Origin of the sequence: Candidatus Chlorobium masyuteum (assembly GCF_011601315.1) — a bacterium.
GTDB classification, from domain to species: Bacteria; Bacteroidota; Chlorobiia; order Chlorobiales; family Chlorobiaceae; genus Chlorobium; species Chlorobium masyuteum.
Genome location: NZ_JAAORA010000009.1, coordinates 25,146 through 42,274 on the forward strand (window position 1 = coordinate 25,146; position 17,129 = coordinate 42,274).

18 protein-coding genes are annotated in these 17,129 nt (G+C 50.5%); 8 read left to right on the forward strand and 10 right to left on the reverse strand.

Annotated features, from left to right (window positions below; genetic code table 11):
• Window positions 1-99 precede the first annotated feature (99 nt).
• The 3 genes from G9409_RS11195 to G9409_RS11205 form a co-directional block, all read right to left on the reverse strand.
• Window positions 100-1,371, reverse strand: a complete 1,272-nt coding sequence (locus tag G9409_RS11195) for an ABC transporter permease (RefSeq protein WP_166808842.1) — start codon at window positions 1,369-1,371, stop codon at window positions 100-102.
• Window positions 1,368-2,660 (reverse strand): GGDEF domain-containing protein, encoded by a 1,293-nt coding sequence (locus tag G9409_RS11200; protein ID WP_166808843.1) that lies wholly within the window; start codon window positions 2,658-2,660, stop codon window positions 1,368-1,370. Before G9409_RS11200 ends, G9409_RS11195 begins: the two co-directional genes overlap by 4 nt.
• 150 nt (window positions 2,661-2,810) lie before the next feature.
• Window positions 2,811-3,710 (reverse strand): substrate-binding domain-containing protein, encoded by a 900-nt coding sequence (locus G9409_RS11205; protein WP_166808844.1) that lies wholly within the window; start codon window positions 3,708-3,710, stop codon window positions 2,811-2,813.
• A gap of 230 nt (window positions 3,711-3,940) precedes the next feature.
• Between G9409_RS11205 and argC the strand changes: the two genes are divergently transcribed.
• The 6 genes from argC (at window position 3,941) to G9409_RS11235 (ending at window position 9,928) form a co-directional block, all read left to right on the forward strand.
• Window positions 3,941-4,972 (forward strand): N-acetyl-gamma-glutamyl-phosphate reductase, encoded by a 1,032-nt coding sequence (gene argC / locus G9409_RS11210; RefSeq protein ID WP_166808876.1) that lies wholly within the window; start codon window positions 3,941-3,943, stop codon window positions 4,970-4,972.
• A gap of 101 nt (window positions 4,973-5,073) precedes the next feature.
• Window positions 5,074-6,279, forward strand: coding sequence for a bifunctional glutamate N-acetyltransferase/amino-acid acetyltransferase ArgJ (argJ, locus tag G9409_RS11215; RefSeq protein ID WP_208019726.1), 1,206 nt, complete (start codon window positions 5,074-5,076; stop codon window positions 6,277-6,279).
• Window positions 6,280-6,312: 33 nt separating this feature from the next.
• Entirely contained in the window at window positions 6,313-7,233 is a 921-nt protein-coding gene (gene argB, locus G9409_RS11220) for an acetylglutamate kinase (protein WP_166808846.1), read from the forward strand.
• The gene (argF, locus tag G9409_RS11225) at window positions 7,233-8,249 is read left to right on the forward strand and encodes an ornithine carbamoyltransferase (RefSeq protein WP_166808847.1); all 1,017 of its coding nucleotides are present in this window, start codon (window positions 7,233-7,235) and stop codon (window positions 8,247-8,249) included. The genes argB and argF overlap by 1 nt, the downstream gene beginning before the upstream one ends.
• Before the next feature lie 13 nt (window positions 8,250-8,262).
• Window positions 8,263-8,709 carry an arginine repressor gene (locus G9409_RS11230; protein ID WP_166808848.1) on the forward strand — a complete coding sequence of 149 codons (447 nt, stop codon included), beginning with the start codon at window positions 8,263-8,265 and terminating at the stop codon, window positions 8,707-8,709.
• A 16-nt stretch (window positions 8,710-8,725) separates the two neighbouring features.
• Complete coding sequence (locus G9409_RS11235) at window positions 8,726-9,928, forward strand: argininosuccinate synthase (RefSeq protein ID WP_166808849.1); 1,203 nt, start codon at window positions 8,726-8,728, stop codon at window positions 9,926-9,928.
• 196 nt (window positions 9,929-10,124) lie between these two features.
• Here the strand turns inward: G9409_RS11235 and G9409_RS11240 are convergent, their stop codons facing one another.
• The 3 genes from G9409_RS11240 to G9409_RS11250 form a co-directional block, all read right to left on the reverse strand.
• A complete protein-coding gene (locus G9409_RS11240; RefSeq protein ID WP_235923328.1) occupies window positions 10,125-10,352 on the reverse strand; it encodes an antitoxin MazE family protein in 228 nt (75 codons plus the stop codon).
• Between the two features lie 109 nt (window positions 10,353-10,461).
• On the reverse strand, window positions 10,462-10,800 hold the full coding sequence (locus G9409_RS11245; RefSeq protein ID WP_166808850.1) for a zinc ribbon domain-containing protein YjdM: 339 nt from the start codon (window positions 10,798-10,800) through the stop codon (window positions 10,462-10,464).
• A gap of 184 nt (window positions 10,801-10,984) precedes the next feature.
• Complete coding sequence (locus tag G9409_RS11250; protein ID WP_166808851.1) at window positions 10,985-12,085, reverse strand: glycerol dehydrogenase; 1,101 nt, start codon at window positions 12,083-12,085, stop codon at window positions 10,985-10,987.
• 317 nt (window positions 12,086-12,402) lie between these two features.
• Between G9409_RS11250 and G9409_RS11255 the strand changes: the two genes are divergently transcribed.
• Window positions 12,403-13,038 carry a flavodoxin family protein gene (locus G9409_RS11255; protein ID WP_166808878.1) on the forward strand — a complete coding sequence of 212 codons (636 nt, stop codon included), beginning with the start codon at window positions 12,403-12,405 and terminating at the stop codon, window positions 13,036-13,038.
• A 34-nt stretch (window positions 13,039-13,072) separates the two neighbouring features.
• A complete protein-coding gene (locus tag G9409_RS11260) occupies window positions 13,073-13,744 on the forward strand; it encodes a DUF1847 domain-containing protein (protein ID WP_166808852.1) in 672 nt (223 codons plus the stop codon).
• Between the two features lie 188 nt (window positions 13,745-13,932).
• On the opposite strand, the gene G9409_RS11265 is transcribed toward G9409_RS11260, so the two are convergent.
• The 4 genes from G9409_RS11265 to G9409_RS11280 all read right to left on the reverse strand — a co-directional run bounded on the left by G9409_RS11265 (window position 13,933) and on the right by G9409_RS11280 (window position 17,117).
• Window positions 13,933-14,091 carry a hypothetical protein gene (locus G9409_RS11265; RefSeq protein ID WP_006365980.1) on the reverse strand — a complete coding sequence of 53 codons (159 nt, stop codon included), beginning with the start codon at window positions 14,089-14,091 and terminating at the stop codon, window positions 13,933-13,935.
• Window positions 14,092-14,129: 38 nt separating this feature from the next.
• Entirely contained in the window at window positions 14,130-15,584 is a 1,455-nt protein-coding gene (locus G9409_RS11270; RefSeq protein ID WP_166808853.1) for an NAD(P)/FAD-dependent oxidoreductase, read from the reverse strand.
• Between the two features lie 84 nt (window positions 15,585-15,668).
• Window positions 15,669-15,872: a YgaP family membrane protein gene (locus G9409_RS11275; RefSeq protein WP_166808854.1), complete on the reverse strand. Its 204-nt coding sequence runs from the start codon at window positions 15,870-15,872 to the stop codon at window positions 15,669-15,671.
• Between the two features lie 93 nt (window positions 15,873-15,965).
• The gene (locus G9409_RS11280) at window positions 15,966-17,117 is read right to left on the reverse strand and encodes an NAD(P)/FAD-dependent oxidoreductase (protein ID WP_166808855.1); all 1,152 of its coding nucleotides are present in this window, start codon (window positions 17,115-17,117) and stop codon (window positions 15,966-15,968) included.
• Between the last annotated feature and the right edge of the window lie 12 nt (window positions 17,118-17,129).

Consider the following 17,129-nt stretch of genomic DNA (forward strand, 5'->3'; position numbering starts at 1 on the left):
GACAATTTATAGCGGTGCCCGTTTGCATAAGAAAATCGGGCATTTTGCCTGTAAAGCTCCGAAGGGATAACTTATCGGCAACAAATAAACAGCGATCCATCAGGTGCTCAGGGCTGTGCCCGGCTTCAATGACGCCGCAATCCGGGCAGGAATAAAGGCAAAGAGAAGCGTCAGTATCATGACCGCAATGGAGACCGCCGCATAATCAAAAGGATCAATCAGGAGAGGAACATACTTGATAAAATAGCTTTTCTCCGGAAGGGTGATGAGATGAAAGCGGAGCTCGAAAAGCGAAAGGGAGAGCGCAAGGATATTGCCTGCCGCAATCCCGGACAGCGCAATGAGAAAGGCCTGTGACATAAAGAGACGGCTGATTTTGGCAGGTTCGAGGCCAAGAGCACTGAGCATCCCTATCTCCCTTGTTTTTTCAATAATCAGAACAAGCAGGGTGGAGATGATGTTGAAAACCGCCACGATGGTGATGGTGACAATCAGCATCGGCATGATGTTTTTCTGGAGCTTCAGCCATTCAAAGAGATTTGAGTATCTCTGAAATACCGTATAGCCGTAAAACGGGAGTCCGAGCGTGGCAACTATCTCCTTTACCGTATCGGGGAGTTTTTTAAAATGCTCTACATTGGCATCATAACCGCTGATCATCAACGGATTGAAGCGCGACTGCATCTGCTTCAGATCGGTAATGAGCACAAAATCATCAAAACCCTCCTGGAGGCCCGTATCGTAAATACCCCGTATAACGCCAATTTCCAGGTCAAGTGATGAGAGCAGGTCAACAACGCTTTTGTTACCCGCAATAAGCCTGGCCCCTGTCGAGTCACGGCCAAGGCCGACCAGCATAACTTTCTGACCGACACTGAGGCCAAGATGTTCAGCCAGCGGCTCACCTGCATAGAGCTCTATTGCCTCACTTTCAGCCGTCATAACAGGGCTTCCCTCCTTGAGAAAGCGGGTCAGAAAGATCGTTCGCTGCTCAGGAGTGACACCCTTTACAACGACCGGCTTGCTTCCGTAGGTATCGCCGGTGCTGCCTCTCCGGCTCCTGAGTACAAAACTTTTTTCAAGAAAGGGTGCGGCAGATGTCACATCGGGGTGTTGGGTGATACGCAGAAGATCCTGGCGCCGCTCCTGAAAAAGACGGTCATCGGGATATCGGATCTGCATATGGGCGCTAAAACTGATCAGTTTCTGCTCAACACTGCCGGCAAAGCCCTTGACAATGGAGAGGGTAAGAATCAGGGCTGCCGTTCCAACCGCAATACCGATCACCGCGATCATGATGATAAAGGTCGGTCTGGAAGCTGAACGCTGTTTGAAGGCAAACCTTCTTGCAATATAGAGCTGCGGCTTCATCCCTCTGTGGTTGAGTCGGCATTCATGGAGGCAAAGGTAACGACATTATTTCTTCCGGCTGATTTTGCCTTATAGAGTGCCCGGTCGGCATTGTTGATAAGGGTATACCAGTCAGCCGCGTCCCCAGGAAATGTTGCAATTCCTATACTGACCGTAAGCTGCCCTTCAGGCTGATGCTGTTCATGGGGAAATGGTTCGATACTGATAAGTTTTCTAAGACGTTCGGCAATCTCGCGTGCGGTATCGGAATCTGTTTTGGGAAAGAGCACGGCAAACTCCTCTCCTCCGAAGCGGGAGGGTACATCGGTGGCACGGCATTGACTGCTGATGAGTTCTGCAAGAATTTCCAGCACATGATCACCGGCAATATGACCGTGAGCATCATTATAACGCTTGAAATGATCAATATCTATCATGGCAAGCGATACCTTGCTCTCAAGGCTTTTTGCCCGCTCAACCTCGGTAATAAGACGGTCCTTGAAATGACGGTAGTTGTAGAGATTTGTTTTTTCATCACGGATATGAAGTTCATCAAGCTTTTTGTTTTTTGCCTCGATGTCACCGCAAAAGCTCATGATCGACTCGGTAATCTGGGTGATATCACTTGATGGTTCGGTTTCCGTAAGCTCCTTTTTCATCTCTTCGGCTGTATCGTGTATACTCTCCGGAATATTACGATTGATCAGCTTCAGTTGTGAGGCAAGTTGAGCAAGAGGAATGAGGGTCTGACGATAGTTGTTATGCAGCAGCCAGCCGGCCGTGATACTGAGCGTGAGCAGTATGGCAAGAATAAAAAAAAGAAAAAAGTGATTGATGTCAACAAGTTTGTCGGCTGCACCCCTTGTCTCCAGATCGACTTTCTGAATGGTGTTGTCAAGCTCAAAGCGAAAGAGTTCAAGATTTTCGAGAGCAAGCAGTGCCGGGCTGTTCTGTCGGGCAGCATGAAGTACCGGAAGAGTGTTCAATCCGGCGTCCTTCATCTCAACAGCAAGTTTGTCGTACATGAAAAGCAGCACTCCTGCCGGCTCTTCGGGCTTTCCGGGAAGCTCTTCGATATTGGATAGATTGGCTGCTGGGTGGTGACGGTTGAGCTCAAATTCAATGAGTTTGCCCCTGAACGCGATGAGATCAAGATAACAAGCCTGTTTTTTTTCGACATTCTCATGCAGATTACTCTGCATGACAAGCAATCCTGCGGTTCCGGCAAGAACAAGCAGGATACTGATGATTCCGGTAACAACAATAGCCTTTAAGGTGGCAAATTTTTTGACTGCAGATACTTCCGTCATACGGGCACCTCTATAAATTGTCGTGAGCGGTTTGTGTGCGAGGCGGAAGGAGCGCAGAAACCGGAATGTACACGGAGTACTTGAGGATTTCGAGCACCGCCCAACGAAGCAATCGAATCGCGGAATAAAGTAATAGAGGTGCCCATACCGTTATTTAAGAATAATAGTCCGCTCAAGAAGTTTGAAGGGAACAAGAGCGCTCCGTTCAAATACGGTCTGGCCACTGCTGGAGAGCCAGGAGCCGAACCCCGTTGCAAGTACGTTACCGGGATAATATACATAGTAAACAGTCGTAACAAGAGGGTAGCTGCCGTCGAAGATATTTTGACGGGTTGGAAGGGAAGCTTTTCCGCCTGAACGGTCAGAAACAAGAGGAACCACCCTGACAAGGTTACGCTCCGCATCGGAAATCGTCCCGGCATTGAATGCTGACCGAAACAGCACACCAACGGCACTCCTGTCGGCACCAACCCTCCTGATCAGTTCACCGTCACTTCTGCAAGCCCAGGCACGCAGATCCTCTCTCTTTTTTCCGATTTTCCCCGCTAAAAGAGTCTCAAGACGATAATCATCCCCCCTGATGAGCGGAGTTGTTTCACTCCCCTTCCGCGAAAACATAACCGACAGCTCCTTCAGCGAAAGAGTGGCAACCCGATTATTGCTGTTGACGATGCAGACAAGTGCGTCCCGCCCGACAGGTTCACGACGAAGCGGACGGTTCAGTGAGGCAACAAGCGAATCCTCTTGCGGCTGAAGCTCACCGCTGATCAGGGCTGCCCCGGCTTTTTGATTCAGGAGAGGCATCAGGGTCTTTCCGGAAGCGGCCGGAACGATGGTGATCCTGGAGTCCGGATAGTGCCGGCTGAACACCTCTCCCTGAATATCTGCAACACCCTGAAGCTGGCGGTCAACGGAAACAATCAATACACCACTCCGGGCAGTTTCAGCCGCAGGCCGCTCCCGGCAGCCGCTCAGCATGAGCAGTAATAACAGCAGCGAAAGTGGCGGGAGAAGCTGTTTATATGCTTTTGTGCCTCTTATTTTATTCATTGCTATTCATTTTCAAATGTCCGGATGAGTGCAGAGCGCATAAAATCACATTTAAAATAAATAAAATAAAGATGTTGGCATAAAGTTCAGCAAGGCTGTTTCAGCCATGGAAAAAAATATTTTCACGCTTGATAATCGGGTAAAAAAGGTTAATATTTCCGCATTAATGGATATTTATTCATCGCCGGTAATTTTCACTGATCCCCTGTTAACCGAATACTCCTTACATGATGCCACAGTCGTCGGATAGCTCAAAAAAACATACCGTGTCGGTAATCGGAGCATCCGGCTATTCCGGTGCTGAACTGACCCGGCTGCTGCTTCATCATCCAAATGTCGAGCTGCATGAGCTCTATGCTTTTTCGCAGGCAGGAAAACAGGTTACCGATCTCTACCCTTCACTCTCCTGCAACAAAAGCTACCTGCCCTACAGCGGTCAAATGGAGAGCGACATCTACTTTCTTGCACTCCCCCACGGCGAAGCGCTTGCCCACGCTCCGGCACTCCTGAGAGCCGGAAAAACCGTCATTGACCTCTCCGGTGATTTCAGGCTGAAAAACACACTGGAACATGAACAGTTTTACAAGCAGAAAAAATCCCCGGATGCCGTCATGACCTATGGTCTGCCTGAACTCTTCAAAGATCAGATCGTGAAGGGGAATTCGATCAGCAATCCCGGATGTTTTGCCACAAGCATCATTCTGGGTCTTGCGCCACTCTTTCTCGGGGGTAGCAATCCGATACCGCTCAGCGCGGTCAACTGCACCTCCGTTTCGGGAATTTCCGGTGCAGGAAGAAGCAGCAAAACAGAGCTCTCATACTCGGAAATGAGTGAAAACGTAAGGGCATACAAGGTCGGAGTCCATCAGCACACCCCGGAAATCATGCAGGCACTCGGCAGTTCCGCCACCACACCCTCTTTTGACTTTACCTTTACGCCAATGATCGGCTCTCTGGTCAGAGGGATATACAGTATCCTGAATATCCGGCTTGAACGTCCCGAGAAAATTGAAACACTGAACGGTATCTACCAGAGCTTTTACCGGAACGCCCCATTTGTGCGGGTGAGGGAGAGCATGACGGAGGTGCGCCATGTCGCTTATACCAATTATTGCGATATCCATATTGCGCAGGCAACCCGGTCCGGTTCCGTGGTCATAGTTACGGCCATTGACAATCTCCTGAAAGGAGCTGCCGGGCAGGCTGTACAAAACATGAATATCATGCTCGGTCTTGATGAGACGACCGGCCTCTTATTATAACTCTTTAACTCTTTCAGACAGCTGTGCAGAAACGTCAAAAAGCACTTCAGATAGTTCATAAACTCTCAGAATCAACATCCTGGCCGGAATCGGTTACCCCGATGCCGGGAGAGATGGAGGGGGGGAGCGGATTCTGGCCGGAAGGCTTCTCTTCAGGTGCGGTTTGTGCCGGAATAAAATACGACCGCAACGACATGATACTGCTCACGGCAGATGCACCTGCAAATGCTGCGGCGGTCTTCACGACGAATCTCTGCTGCGCTGCACCGGTAACGCTCTGCAGAACGCACCTGAAGCAGGCATCATCATCCATTCGCGCCATTGTCTGCAACAGCGGCAATGCCAACGCAGCTACAGGCGAACAGGGGATGCAGGATGCCCGGGCTATGGCCGGAGCGGTTGCGGCTGAACTTGCCATCAAACCTGAAGAGGTACTTGTAGCCTCCACAGGAGTTATCGGCCAGCTCCTTCCGATGGAGAGGGTTCTTTGCGGCATTACCGATCTATCCTCAAAACTCGATCGAAACTCCGGCATTGCGGCTGCAGAGGCGATCATGACCACCGATACCTTTCCGAAATTTTTCTCTCTTGACGTGAAGGTTTCAGGCGGCACGCTCCGGCTCAGCGGCATAGCCAAGGGCTCCGGCATGATCGCCCCGAACATGGCTACCATGCTTGCCTTTCTCTGTACTGATGCCTCCATTTCGCCCTCACTCCTGCAGCATGCGCTCGAAGGAGCAAACCGTAAAAGTTTCAACGCCATTACCGTTGACGGCGACACCAGCACCAACGACATGGCGGCAATTCTTGCAAGCGGCACCGGCCCTGCAATCAGGGCGGAAAGCCGCGATTACGAGCTCTTCTCGGAGGCTCTTGAAGCACTGATGACCTTTCTTGCCAAGCTCATTGTCATTGACGGCGAGGGGGCAACAAAGTTTGTGGAAATAACGGTTACAGGAGCTCTGGATAACCACGACGCCGAACTTGCCGCAAGAACCATTGCCGAGTCGAGTCTGGTTAAAACCGCCATTCACGGCGAAGATGCCAACTGGGGAAGAATCATTGCCGCTGCAGGGCGCTCGGGGGCATGCTTCAACCAGGATGATCTTGAGCTCTGTTTTGACGACCTGACGGTGCTGAAACCGGGATTCATCGCTGATTTTTCAGAGGAGGAGGCGGCTGAAATCATGGCAAAGGACTCCTTCACCATAACCCTTCGGCTCGGAAACGGACCGGGGCATGCGACCATGTGGAGCTGTGATTTGAGCAAGGAGTATGTCGAGATAAACGGCAGCTACAGAAGCTGACAATACGTTAACCTTTAACAGCAATTTCCCTGAATGGAGAACCTACAGAACAGCGAGCCGAAATCGCCAAGAAAAGCCCCTAAAGCCGCTATAGGCCAGGTACTTATTGAAGCTCTGCCCTATATCCGGCAGTTTGAAGGCAAGACTTTTGTGATCAAATACGGCGGATCTGCCATGAAGGATGCCTCTCTGAAGAACAGTGTGGCCCAGAATGTCACCCTGCTCCGCAAGGTCGGCATCAATATTGTACTGGTTCATGGGGGAGGTGACGCAATCACAAAAACCGCCGAAAAACTCGGACACAACTCCCGTTTTCTGCATGGACGGAGGGTAACCGACAGGGAGATGATCTCGGTTATTCAGATGACGCTTGCCGGAAAGGTCAATCAGGATATTGTTCAGCTCCTCAGCCAGCACGGCGGCAAGGCTGTCGGAGTCAGCGGTCTGGATGCCGACACCATCAAGGCGGTCCCCCATCAGAATGCCGACACCCTCGGGCTTGTCGGTGAGGTAGTGCATATCAATACCGACTATATCGATCTGCTCTGCCATGCCGGACTCATCCCGGTCATTGCGCCGATCGGCTTTGATGATACGGGCAACATCTACAATATCAATGCTGATGATGCCGCCAGCAGTATAGCCATTGCACTCAAGGCTGAAAAGCTGATCTACGTCAGCGATGTGGAAGGAATTCATGTAGGAGAGAGAATTCTGAAAACCATTTGCAAAACAGAAGCGGCCGATTTTATTGAACAGGGCATCATATCCGGCGGCATGATTCCGAAAGTGCTCTCGGCTTTCAAGACACTTGACTCAGGAGTTGGAAAAATCCATCTCATTGACGGGAAATCAACCCATTCGCTCCTGCTTGAAATATTCACCCATGAAGGGGTCGGCACCCAGTTTATTGCCGATCAGGAGAGTGATCAATCCTTAAACAGCCAATCGTAATGACCGTTATAAAAAACAATAAAGTGCCAGCTAAACGAGATTTCCTCGGATTTGCACCGCTTGATGCATCCAGGATTATCGAGCTGTTCGACTACTCGCTCTTCATCAAGAAAAAGAGAGCTGAAAAGCCATCCGTTTCAGGTTTCCTGCCGCTGCGCGACAAGACGGTTGCCATGATCTTCAACAAGCCCTCCCTGAGAACCAGGGTCTCCTTTGAGCTTGGCATTCATGAACTTGGCGGGTATGCCATAAATCTCGACGGCCGTTCAATCGGCGTTGGATCGCGGGAGTCCGTTGAGGATATTGCACTCCTGCTCTCACGCTACAACGACGCCATCGTTGCGCGCCTGCATGAGCACAGCATCATTGAGGAGATGGCCGAGCACGCATCGATTCCGGTTATCAACGCCCTGACCGACCTCTCCCACCCCTGCCAGATTCTGGCCGATGCCTTTACGCTCTATGAAAAGGGTCTCTGGAATGACGGCATAAAGGTTGTCTTTGTCGGAGACGGCAACAATGTCGCCAACTCATGGATTGAGCTGGCCGGTCTCCTCCCCTTTCATTTTGTGCTCACCTGCCCTGAAGGGTACCTTCCCGATCAGGGAATTCTTGAAACGGCAAGAGCAAAGGGCATCAGCAAAATCGAAATCATTCATGACCCGAAAGAGGCGGCAGCCAACGCCGATGTACTCTATACCGATGTCTGGACAAGCATGGGCCAGGAGGAGGAGGCTAAAGAGCGCCTGAAGATATTCAGCCCCTATCAGATCAACAGCACACTGCTCAGCAGAGCAAAACCAACCGCGGTCGTCATGCACTGCATGCCGGCTCACCGTGGACAGGAGATCAGTGCGGAGGTGATGGACGGGCCACACTCCATTATTATTGATGAAGCTGAAAACCGGCTTCATGTGCAGAAAGCACTTCTCGTAAAACTTCTCAACCATGAAGAGTACAGAAAATTTCATTTGACCCACCGGCTGCTCAATGCCGCAAAAAAAATCAAGGCATGAAGGAGCTGAAGGAATGAACAAACATGCCAGACAGATGAAAATCATGGAGATTCTGCAGCAGCATCAGGTAGGAAATCAGCATGATCTGCTCGAACTGCTCCGTAACAGCGGAATGGCTGTTGCCCAGGCAACCCTGTCACGTGACTGCGCCGAACTGGGCCTTGTACGTTCACGCACAAACAGCGGTTACCGGATGGCACTGCCGGATGATAATGCCGGACGCATTATCAAGGGGCTGGTCGGGGTTGAGGTGCTTGCAGTAAAAGCCAATGAAACTGCCGTCATCATCAGAACCCTGCCGGGCAGGGCGCACGGGGTCGGCTCGTATCTCGATCAGCTTAAAAACCCGCTCATCATCGGCACCATTGCCGGAGATGATACGGTTCTCGTTATTCCTGCTTCCGTACAGAATATTTCGGAAGTGATCGCCTATATTCAAAACAACCTTTTCAAAAACTGATAACACAACAACTGATATGAGCAAGGAAAAAATTGCAATAGCCTACTCAGGCGGACTCGATACCTCCGTCATGATCAAATGGCTGAAAGACAAATACGATGCCGAAATCGTGGCCGTAACCGGCAACCTCGGCCAGACCAAAGAGATCGAGGGCCTAGAGATCAAGGCATTGTCGACAGGTGCCTCAAAATTCCAGTTTGTGGACCTGCGTAAGGAGTTTGTCGAAGAGTACATCTGGCGCGCGCTCAAGGCCGGTGCACTCTATGAGGATGTCTACCCGCTTGCCACGGCTCTTGGACGCCCGCTGCTTGCCAAAGCCCTCGTGGATGCCGCACTTGCAGAAGATTGCACCATGCTTGCACACGGCTGCACCGGCAAAGGCAACGACCAGGTCCGCTTTGAAGTAACCTTCGCTTCACTTGCGCCGCACCTCAAGGTGCTTGCTCCGCTTCGTGAATGGGAGTTCACCTCACGGGAGGCTGAGATCGCCTATGCCCTTGAGCACAACATTCCGGTATCGGCCACCAAGAAAAGCCCCTACTCGATTGATGAAAACATCTGGGGAATCAGTATTGAGTGCGGTGTGCTTGAGAACCCGATGATTGCTCCTCCCGAGGATGCCTATCAGATCACCACCTCACCGGAAAAAGCTCCCGATACTCCAACAGTTGTTGAGATTGAGTTTGAAAAAGGTATCCCTGTTTCGCTTGACGGGAAAAAACTGAGCGGCCTTGACCTCATCATCCGCCTGAACGAGATTGGTGCAAAGAACGGTGTCGGAAGGCTCGACATGATCGAAAACCGTGTTGTCGGCATCAAATCAAGAGAGATCTACGAAGCACCGGCAGCCACAATCCTGCACTTCGCCCATCGCGAACTGGAGAGACTGACACTCGAAAAATCGGTTTTCCAGTACAAGAAGAACATCAGCCAGGACTATGCGAACCTGATCTACAACGGAACCTGGTTCTCCCCGATGAGAAAGGCGCTTGATGCTTTCGTCAACGAAACCCAGCACCCGGTAACCGGTCTTGTCCGCCTGAAACTCTACAAGGGCGGCGTCACCCTTCTCGGAAGGAACTCGCCATACTCGCTCTACAATGAAGAGCTGGCCACCTACACCGAAGCCGACACCTTCAACCACAAGGCTGCGGCAGGCTTTATCCACCTTTACGGACTCGGTCTGAAAACCTTCAGCGAAGTAAATCCCGGCTACTGATACCCCGGCCATCAGCAAAAACGCGCAGGCACACCAATGCGCCTGCGCGTTAACTGATTGCTCCCCAACCGGAGATTTCTTCACTCCCCGTCAACAGATTAAGCAATACCGATCCAAACAGCAAAAACGCTGTTAATCTCCAGCATCGTTGCATCATCAAGCCGAAATAACGGTGCCTTACACAATTCACTTTTCGTCACGCCCTCCACCCTTCCTTGTCAGCCGCTTCATCAAAGAATTTCAGGATCTCCTTTTCATGAGGATCATTTTTCACCACTTCGGATTGTCGTCTGCACTCCTCTGCAAACCCCGGGCGAAGGGGATCAGGAACCCAGATCTGCAAGGGGCGCATACCCTCCTTGCGTAACCTCGCTCTGTGCTTGTTCACTCGTTCAATACCCTCCCCCATCGTTCGCCCCTTCATTTATTACTCTTTGAGATAGTCAACCTTGTCACATGTAACTTAGGGAGAACAAGTGTTACATGCGACAATAGAGATCGAAAGAAATGCGCGGAAGGATTGTGCAGACGACTCAGGCTTTCTTTACAAATTCCGACTTCAACTCCATAGCACCAAAGCCATCGATCTTGCAGTCTATGTTATGATCACCTTCAATCAGGCGGATGTTCTTTACCTTCGTGCCACCTTTTATCGGTGATGAAGAGCCCTTGACCTTGAGATCCTTGATCACCGTAACAGTGTCGCCATCCTGCAAAACGGTACCATTCGCATCCTTCCAGACATGCACCTTCTCATCAGCAGCACCGGACAAAGCAGTCCATTCGTGGGCACACTCAGGGCAGGTCAAAAGGCTCCCGACCTCATAGGTGTATTCTGAATTACATTTCGGACAGTTTGGCAAGTCGCTCATGATGCTCCTGTTTCAAGATTTAACAGCAAAAACTTTTGCGACATAATAATAATTTTCAACAAAAGGGTTCCCGAAAACATCACGCCATACCAATCATTTTTCATAAACCAGACACTCCGCTCTCCCTTCTCTTCCGTCCGGAAAAGTGTAAGGCACTTTAAGCGTTAAACAGGAAAAACGAGAGCTATGCGTTTTGCCTCTTTTTTCTCGATGCTCCGATAGCGTCAGCCATGAGCATGGCCTGAAGGACTTTTTCGGGGGTGATGCTGCCTGCTTCGTGATGAATGAATTCAGCGGGTGCACAGGCTTTTTCGGCGGCAGGCATCAATCGTTCACGGTCGAAATCACCAAGACCAATATCGGCAAGGGTGGTTGGAAGGCCTACCTCCTCACAAAAAGCGTAGACTGCGACCGACACCTCCGGCGGGGCATCAGTGAGCTGAAGGCCTGCAAGCAGACCGAAAGCCACCTTCTCCCCGTGGTAAAAGGCGTGCGTTTCAGTCAGTGCCGTAAGACCGTTGTGAATGGAGTGGGCACTTGCAAGACCGCCGCTCTCAAAACCGACTCCGCTGAGCAGAATATTGGCCTCCACAATATGCTCCAGAGCTGGCGTTATGATGTGCTGCCGGGCAGCTACTCTTGCGCTCGGGCCATATTGCATAAGCGTATCGTAACAGAGCCTTGCGAGGCTGAGACCGGTCAGGGTGCTGAGGCCACCGCACTCGTTTGGCGATTGTGTCCTGCTGCATGAGTTTGCCTCGAACCAGGTCGCCAGTGCATCTCCCATACCGGCGACAAGAAAACGAACGGGTGCTTTTGCAATAATTTCGGTATCCACCAGCACGGCTGCCGGATTGGATTGCTGATAGCAGGCCGATTCATACACCCCCTCTTTAGTGTAAATAACGGCGCAACCGCTGCACGGCGCATCAGTCGAGGCAATGGTAGGCACAATAATAACCGGAATACCGGCCCGGTCAGCAGCAATTTTCGCCGTGTCAATTGTTTTGCCGCCGCCCATACCGACAAGCACATCCGCCCTGTTCTCCGCGATAAGTACAGCCACCCTCGACAACTCCTTTTCACTGCACTCCCCGCCGAATCGTTCTGCATGCAGTGAGCTGCCCTTCAGATCGAGCCCGCTCTCAGGAAGAACGGCAGTATACACAGAAGGAGAAGCAAGAATCATCCCCCTGTTGCCAAAGAGCCTGACAAGAGACGGCAACTCTCCAAGTGCCCCTGCGCCCTGGATATACTTGCCCGGAAACAAAGCCTTCTGCAGCATAGGAGATCTCCTTCAGATAATCGCGTTGTGAAAGTATATCAGAAAATATAACCAGATAATGGCGTTTGACTCCCCTGTAATAATCAATGAACTTCCCGCAACCTTTTTTTGAAGGTTGTGTAAACCCTTATTTCAAAAAAGCAATGCCATAAATATACCAACCCGATTCAGCAACTGAATGCCGGCCACCCTATATAATTGCACTGTTTCAAATAACATGATGATCTTTAAGCAAATACAGGACTCATTGCAACGACATCAGGATTTTATATTTTATTCGGAAGAACGCAGATAACCGTAAACCCATGCAAAACAGAATGAACGTCATAGCGATCAACGGCAGTCCGAAACAGGATGGCAACACCTTTCATGCGCTCGCCGGTGTCGGCAGCGTTTTACAGGAAAACGGCATCGGGTTTGAAATTATCCATGTTGGCAACAAGCCGGTCAGAGGGTGCATGGCCTGCGGGGCCTGTGCCAGAAATCGGGATGAGAAGTGCAGTATCACCTCGGATCCGTTGAATGAATGGATCCAGCAGATCAAAAACGCTGACGGAATTATTCTTGGTTCACCGGTCTATTTTGCCGGTGTCGCCGGAACCATGAAATGTTTTCTCGACAGGGCATTCTATGTTGCAGCATGCAATGGCGGTCTCTTCCGTCAGAAAGTAGCTGCATCGGTAGTAGCGGTTCGGCGTACCGGCGGCTCGTCCACATTTGACTGCCTCAACCACTATCTCACCTTTGCGGAGATGATTCAGGCAACGTCAAACTATTGGAACATCACTCACGGAAGGACGCCCGGAGAGGTGTTGCAGGATGGTGAAGGGGTCCAGATTATGGAGGTGCTCGGTCGCAATATGGCGTGGCTGCTCAGGATGCGGGAAGCAACAAAAAGCACACTGCCGGGGCCGGAACCGGTCAGCAAAATTATGACCAGCTTCATCAGGTAGAAGAGGGCGAGCGTCATTTATCCACTATCCAATCATGAACAAATCAAACACTTCAGGGAAGGAACACTCCGGCTGTTCGGATTGCGGACTCCTGAACTGCTATCGGCAGGATCGTAGTTTTCCGGATTTCTGCCCCACCGAAGCTGTCGGGAGCAAAGAGCTTGACTCGATAACTGAGCAGTACCAGGGAGAGACGCTTGATGCCAGAATAGCACGCGCCTCTGCCGAGGTTGAAGGCACTTACTACGGCAAGCTGACCCGTGTTGAAGAGATTATTGCCTTCGCCAACCGGATCGGGGCAAAAAAGATCGGCCTTGCAACATGCATTGGCTTATCGGAGGAGTCACGGATTTTTGCCAGGGTACTTACAATCAATGATCTCGAACCGTACTCGGTCATCTGCAAGGTCGGCTCTGTCGATAAAAGCGAGATTGGAATTGATGATAGTCTTAAAATTCAGAAGGGATCGCATGAGTCTCTCTGCAATCCGATCCTGCAGGCGAAGCTGCTGAATAAAGAGCACACAGAGCTGAATGTGATCATCGGCCTCTGTGTCGGCCACGATTCGCTCTTTATGAAGCATTCCGACGCTCCCGTCACAACACTGATCACCAAGGATCGACTGCTCGGACACAACCCGGCAGCAGCACTCTACACCAGCGGATTTTACTATAAACGCCTTTTTACCGAAGGGCGCAAATTATAAGCTTCACTCTGGCGTTGCCATGCGATCTCATGATCAGGCAATAGCGGCTGCCACCCCTTTCTGGAGCATTGTAACGCTTCCGGGCAATTTCTCCACTCTTTTCTCTCATTGAAGAGATGAACAAAGCAACTTTTGCCAAAAGCGAAGGCTGCTTTGTTCATCTCTTCAAAATCAATCCATAACGGTCGTCAGGAGTGTCCGCCAGCAACAATACGAAGCATCTTCACATTCAGAATAACAAAGCGAACCAGCTGCCATAGCAGGTTTTTCCTCCAGTAGAGGGTGCTTGCTGACGGTACCGGAGGATAGGCTTCGTCGTAATAGGCTTTGACTTTATTGGTGCCCATGGCTTTTGAGGTTTTAAGATTATTATAAAAGTAAACCGTTATTCAGGAATCAGCCACCAGAAGGGATAGCCCTTTGCCTTATGGAAGAAGAGGTAGTGCAGGATTACTTTTATCCAATGGCCTGCCAGACCAGCCTCTCCTACCGAGTAGTTCATGTCGCGTCCCCATTCAGGGTACTTTTCCCAGTCAGGCACAACCGGAAAGAGTGTCATTGAAGCGCCAAGTCCATCAAACGAACCAAATCCTGCTGATACAATACAGGCTGCACCCATTTTGCTCATTGAGGCCTTATGGCGATGCTCTGTTGCGCCCTGAATCTTTTCGGCAATATTCAGCGCAACAATCTTACCCATAACACCCGATGGCATCCCTGTGCGAGGCGGCGTCGGAAAAATCTGCCGTCCATTCGGGCTCGCCATAGGCTTGGAAATCGGATGCGGAGGGGCAAAGGCAATACCCGGAGCATAGATATTTTTAAACAGAGGGCTTTGATAAATTGATGGCCAATCATCAGCTTTCCAGTCTTCAAAGGGTTTCGCCGTATAATTGGCATCAACCTTCATAAACTTGTTCGGCGCAAACATCTGATCGGTAATGTCCGCTCCAGTCTTATCAAAAGCGGTCAGCCCGACACCTGAAAATGAGGGGATAAGCATCGCAAAATCAAACTCCTGTATCCGCTCTTCACCTGCAAGCGTTTCATAATAGGCCTTGCCGGGCTCAACCTTGTAGACTCCGGCCCGCCGGATCCAGTTAATACCGTACTCGGCCATAATGGATTCCGTAAAAACCTTGGTCGGAGTTGAGTAACCTCCTCTGTTAATAAATGCGCCTCCCATGCCAAAATCACCCAGTTCATACTCATTGGACATCCAGGTGATTTGAGCCATGTCACTGAGGCCGCGCTTTTTAATTTCATAGGCCACATTCAGGATATATTCAAAGGCCGCGCCCTGGCATGTTGCCATAGCATGGCCGGTGCCGATCAGAATACGCTGCTTGTGACCCGCCTGCATCTTTTTGAATATTTCCTGAAGGTTCTCCCATGCGTGAGCGGCATGGCTGTAGGTACAAACCGAAAAACTGTTTTTATCAGGTCCAAGTCCCTCGGTCGCTTCAAAATTCAGCTTTGGACCGGTTGCATTGACCAGATAATCATAATCAACTTTTTCGATCTCTCCGTTCCGGATACCATCGGTATACTCAATGGTGACATACCCTTTCTCTGTTTCCCCATCGCCTTCCGGATGAATTTCCAGCGCTTTGGCCTGTTTAAGAATAATGCCCCAGCGGTTATAAACCTTTTTCAATTCGAAGCGGACATCGTCAATCGTCATCTGTCCCACACCGACCCAGATATTTGACGGAATCCACTGATAGTAACTGTTTGGGGTAACAACCACGACTTCATGCTGTTTGCCGAGTTTCTTTTTAAGAAACGAGGCTGCGGTATGGCCAGCCACACCGGCACCTAAAACCACAACTTTTGCCATAGATCCGTAATTTTTTCAATGGTTCTGAATGAAGCTGCCCAACCCTGCAAGATTGAGCATGTTAATTACTCAACTGCCGGGAGGTCACTTGAACGCATGACCGGGTACAACACCAACCGCCTTAAGAATTTTGGCAAGGGGGCAGAAGCCTGTAAATGCTGCCTGAAAAAGGTTTGCTCCCACAAAGCCTGTGAACCAGAGCCAGTTCTGGTTGTGATAGATCGAGAGCAAAACACTTGAAAGAATAAAAACCCCCGCAATTGCGAAGACAAGCCTGTCGATATTCATGGAAAGAGGTAGTTAAAGGTTAGGTGAAACGAAAAATCAATTCCCTGTGTATGCTTACTACCCTGACCTGTCAGCACCGTGCCGCGCTTGTTATCAGAGCCAGAGTTTGGAGAGTTTATAGTAGTGGCCCCAGCTTTTTTTCAGCCAGTGTCCAACAACCGGCAAAGGAATAAAAAGCTCTCTTTTGCTGTTTTTGAAGACAAATCCGGCGCCGTCCCCCGTATCCATCACGCAGAGAATATTCAAATGATCCTGATACCCTCTCATCTTTTCCTTCCTGCCGAAATGCTCTACTGAAGCATTAACGGCGGCATTGTGTGCCATTAATTCGGCCAGATGCCCCTGCTTTGCTTTCCACTCCGGGCCTTCAAGAGCTGCTGCATCACCGACTGCATACCATCCCCTGACCCCCTCTATCCGGCAGTAATCGTCGATGCGAATGAACCCTGCACTGTTTTGGGGCAGGTTCGATCTCCTGACGGTCTCATGCCCGTCACTGGCTGGAATAAACATGCAGAGGTCGCTTTTCAGCCTGCTCCGATCCTCAAACACAATACCATCCGGTTCAAAACGGCTGATTTTTTTCCCGTAACGGGTGGTAAAATTGTCAGCTTCAAACATGGCCGCCATTGCCGAAAACGCCCTCTTGCCCATTCGTGCACCCGGCTCGGCCATGGGAGCAAAGAAGGTCATCTCAAACCGCTCTCTGATACCGAGTTTTGTAAGGTGATGGTGCAAGTTGAAAAAGAGCTCAAATCCCGGACCGCCACGAACTGCGCTTGGATCGTTTGGATTGCCGCCAAATCCGAATGCAATGCTGCCGCTTCCCCGTTCGATCAGCGCTTCAATCTTTGCTTTGAGCACCAGTGAATCTTCCGGTTTGCCGCAAATAGAAGTGGTATGCTCAATGCCATCGTGTTTCATTTTGGATGCGCCAAGAGCGATCACAACAAAAGCCGCCGAATCACGAACACCTGTTTTCTCAAGAGTGACGGTTTTCCGTTCGCTATCGAGAGCGATGACCTTGTCGATGGTGAGTGAAAACCCGTGTTTTCTGGCCAGTTTTGATAACGGAATCCCGATATCCCTGAACTGTGCTCCTCCTGTTGGTATCCAGATCGCCAATGGATAGATAAAAAGATAGTCCCGCTCGGAAACCAGCTCAACCGCAACACCTTGTTTACGAAGTGCGATGGCAGCAGCAACTCCGCCAATGCCTCCACCCAGAATCAGCACCTTATGCATTGATACGCTCTT

Excerpts from the sequence above, each read along its gene's own strand:
- G9409_RS11275 (WP_166808854.1), bottom strand. The coding sequence starts at position 15,872 with ATGAATATCGACAGGCTTGTCTTCGCAATTGCGGGGGTTTTTATTCTT.
- G9409_RS11195 (WP_166808842.1), bottom strand. The coding sequence starts at position 1,371 with ATGAAGCCGCAGCTCTATATTGCAAGAAGGTTTGCCTTCAAACAGCGT.
- argJ (WP_208019726.1), top strand. The coding sequence starts at position 5,074 with ATGCCGGGAGAGATGGAGGGGGGGAGCGGATTCTGGCCGGAAGGCTTC.
- argF (WP_166808847.1), top strand. The coding sequence starts at position 7,233 with ATGACCGTTATAAAAAACAATAAAGTGCCAGCTAAACGAGATTTCCTC.
- G9409_RS11235 (WP_166808849.1), top strand. The coding sequence starts at position 8,726 with ATGAGCAAGGAAAAAATTGCAATAGCCTACTCAGGCGGACTCGATACC.
- argB (WP_166808846.1), top strand. The coding sequence starts at position 6,313 with ATGGAGAACCTACAGAACAGCGAGCCGAAATCGCCAAGAAAAGCCCCT.
- G9409_RS11255 (WP_166808878.1), top strand. The coding sequence starts at position 12,403 with ATGAACGTCATAGCGATCAACGGCAGTCCGAAACAGGATGGCAACACC.
- G9409_RS11270 (WP_166808853.1), bottom strand. The coding sequence starts at position 15,584 with ATGGCAAAAGTTGTGGTTTTAGGTGCCGGTGTGGCTGGCCATACCGCA.
- G9409_RS11280 (WP_166808855.1), bottom strand. The coding sequence starts at position 17,117 with ATGCATAAGGTGCTGATTCTGGGTGGAGGCATTGGCGGAGTTGCTGCT.
- G9409_RS11250 (WP_166808851.1), bottom strand. The coding sequence starts at position 12,085 with ATGCTGCAGAAGGCTTTGTTTCCGGGCAAGTATATCCAGGGCGCAGGG.
- G9409_RS11245 (WP_166808850.1), bottom strand. The coding sequence starts at position 10,800 with ATGAGCGACTTGCCAAACTGTCCGAAATGTAATTCAGAATACACCTAT.
- G9409_RS11260 (WP_166808852.1), top strand. The coding sequence starts at position 13,073 with ATGAACAAATCAAACACTTCAGGGAAGGAACACTCCGGCTGTTCGGAT.
- G9409_RS11200 (WP_166808843.1), bottom strand. The coding sequence starts at position 2,660 with ATGACGGAAGTATCTGCAGTCAAAAAATTTGCCACCTTAAAGGCTATT.
- argC (WP_166808876.1), top strand. The coding sequence starts at position 3,941 with ATGCCACAGTCGTCGGATAGCTCAAAAAAACATACCGTGTCGGTAATC.
- G9409_RS11240 (WP_235923328.1), bottom strand. The coding sequence starts at position 10,352 with ATGAAGGGGCGAACGATGGGGGAGGGTATTGAACGAGTGAACAAGCAC.
- G9409_RS11205 (WP_166808844.1), bottom strand. The coding sequence starts at position 3,710 with ATGAATAAAATAAGAGGCACAAAAGCATATAAACAGCTTCTCCCGCCA.
- G9409_RS11230 (WP_166808848.1), top strand. The coding sequence starts at position 8,263 with ATGAACAAACATGCCAGACAGATGAAAATCATGGAGATTCTGCAGCAG.
- G9409_RS11265 (WP_006365980.1), bottom strand. The coding sequence starts at position 14,091 with ATGGGCACCAATAAAGTCAAAGCCTATTACGACGAAGCCTATCCTCCG.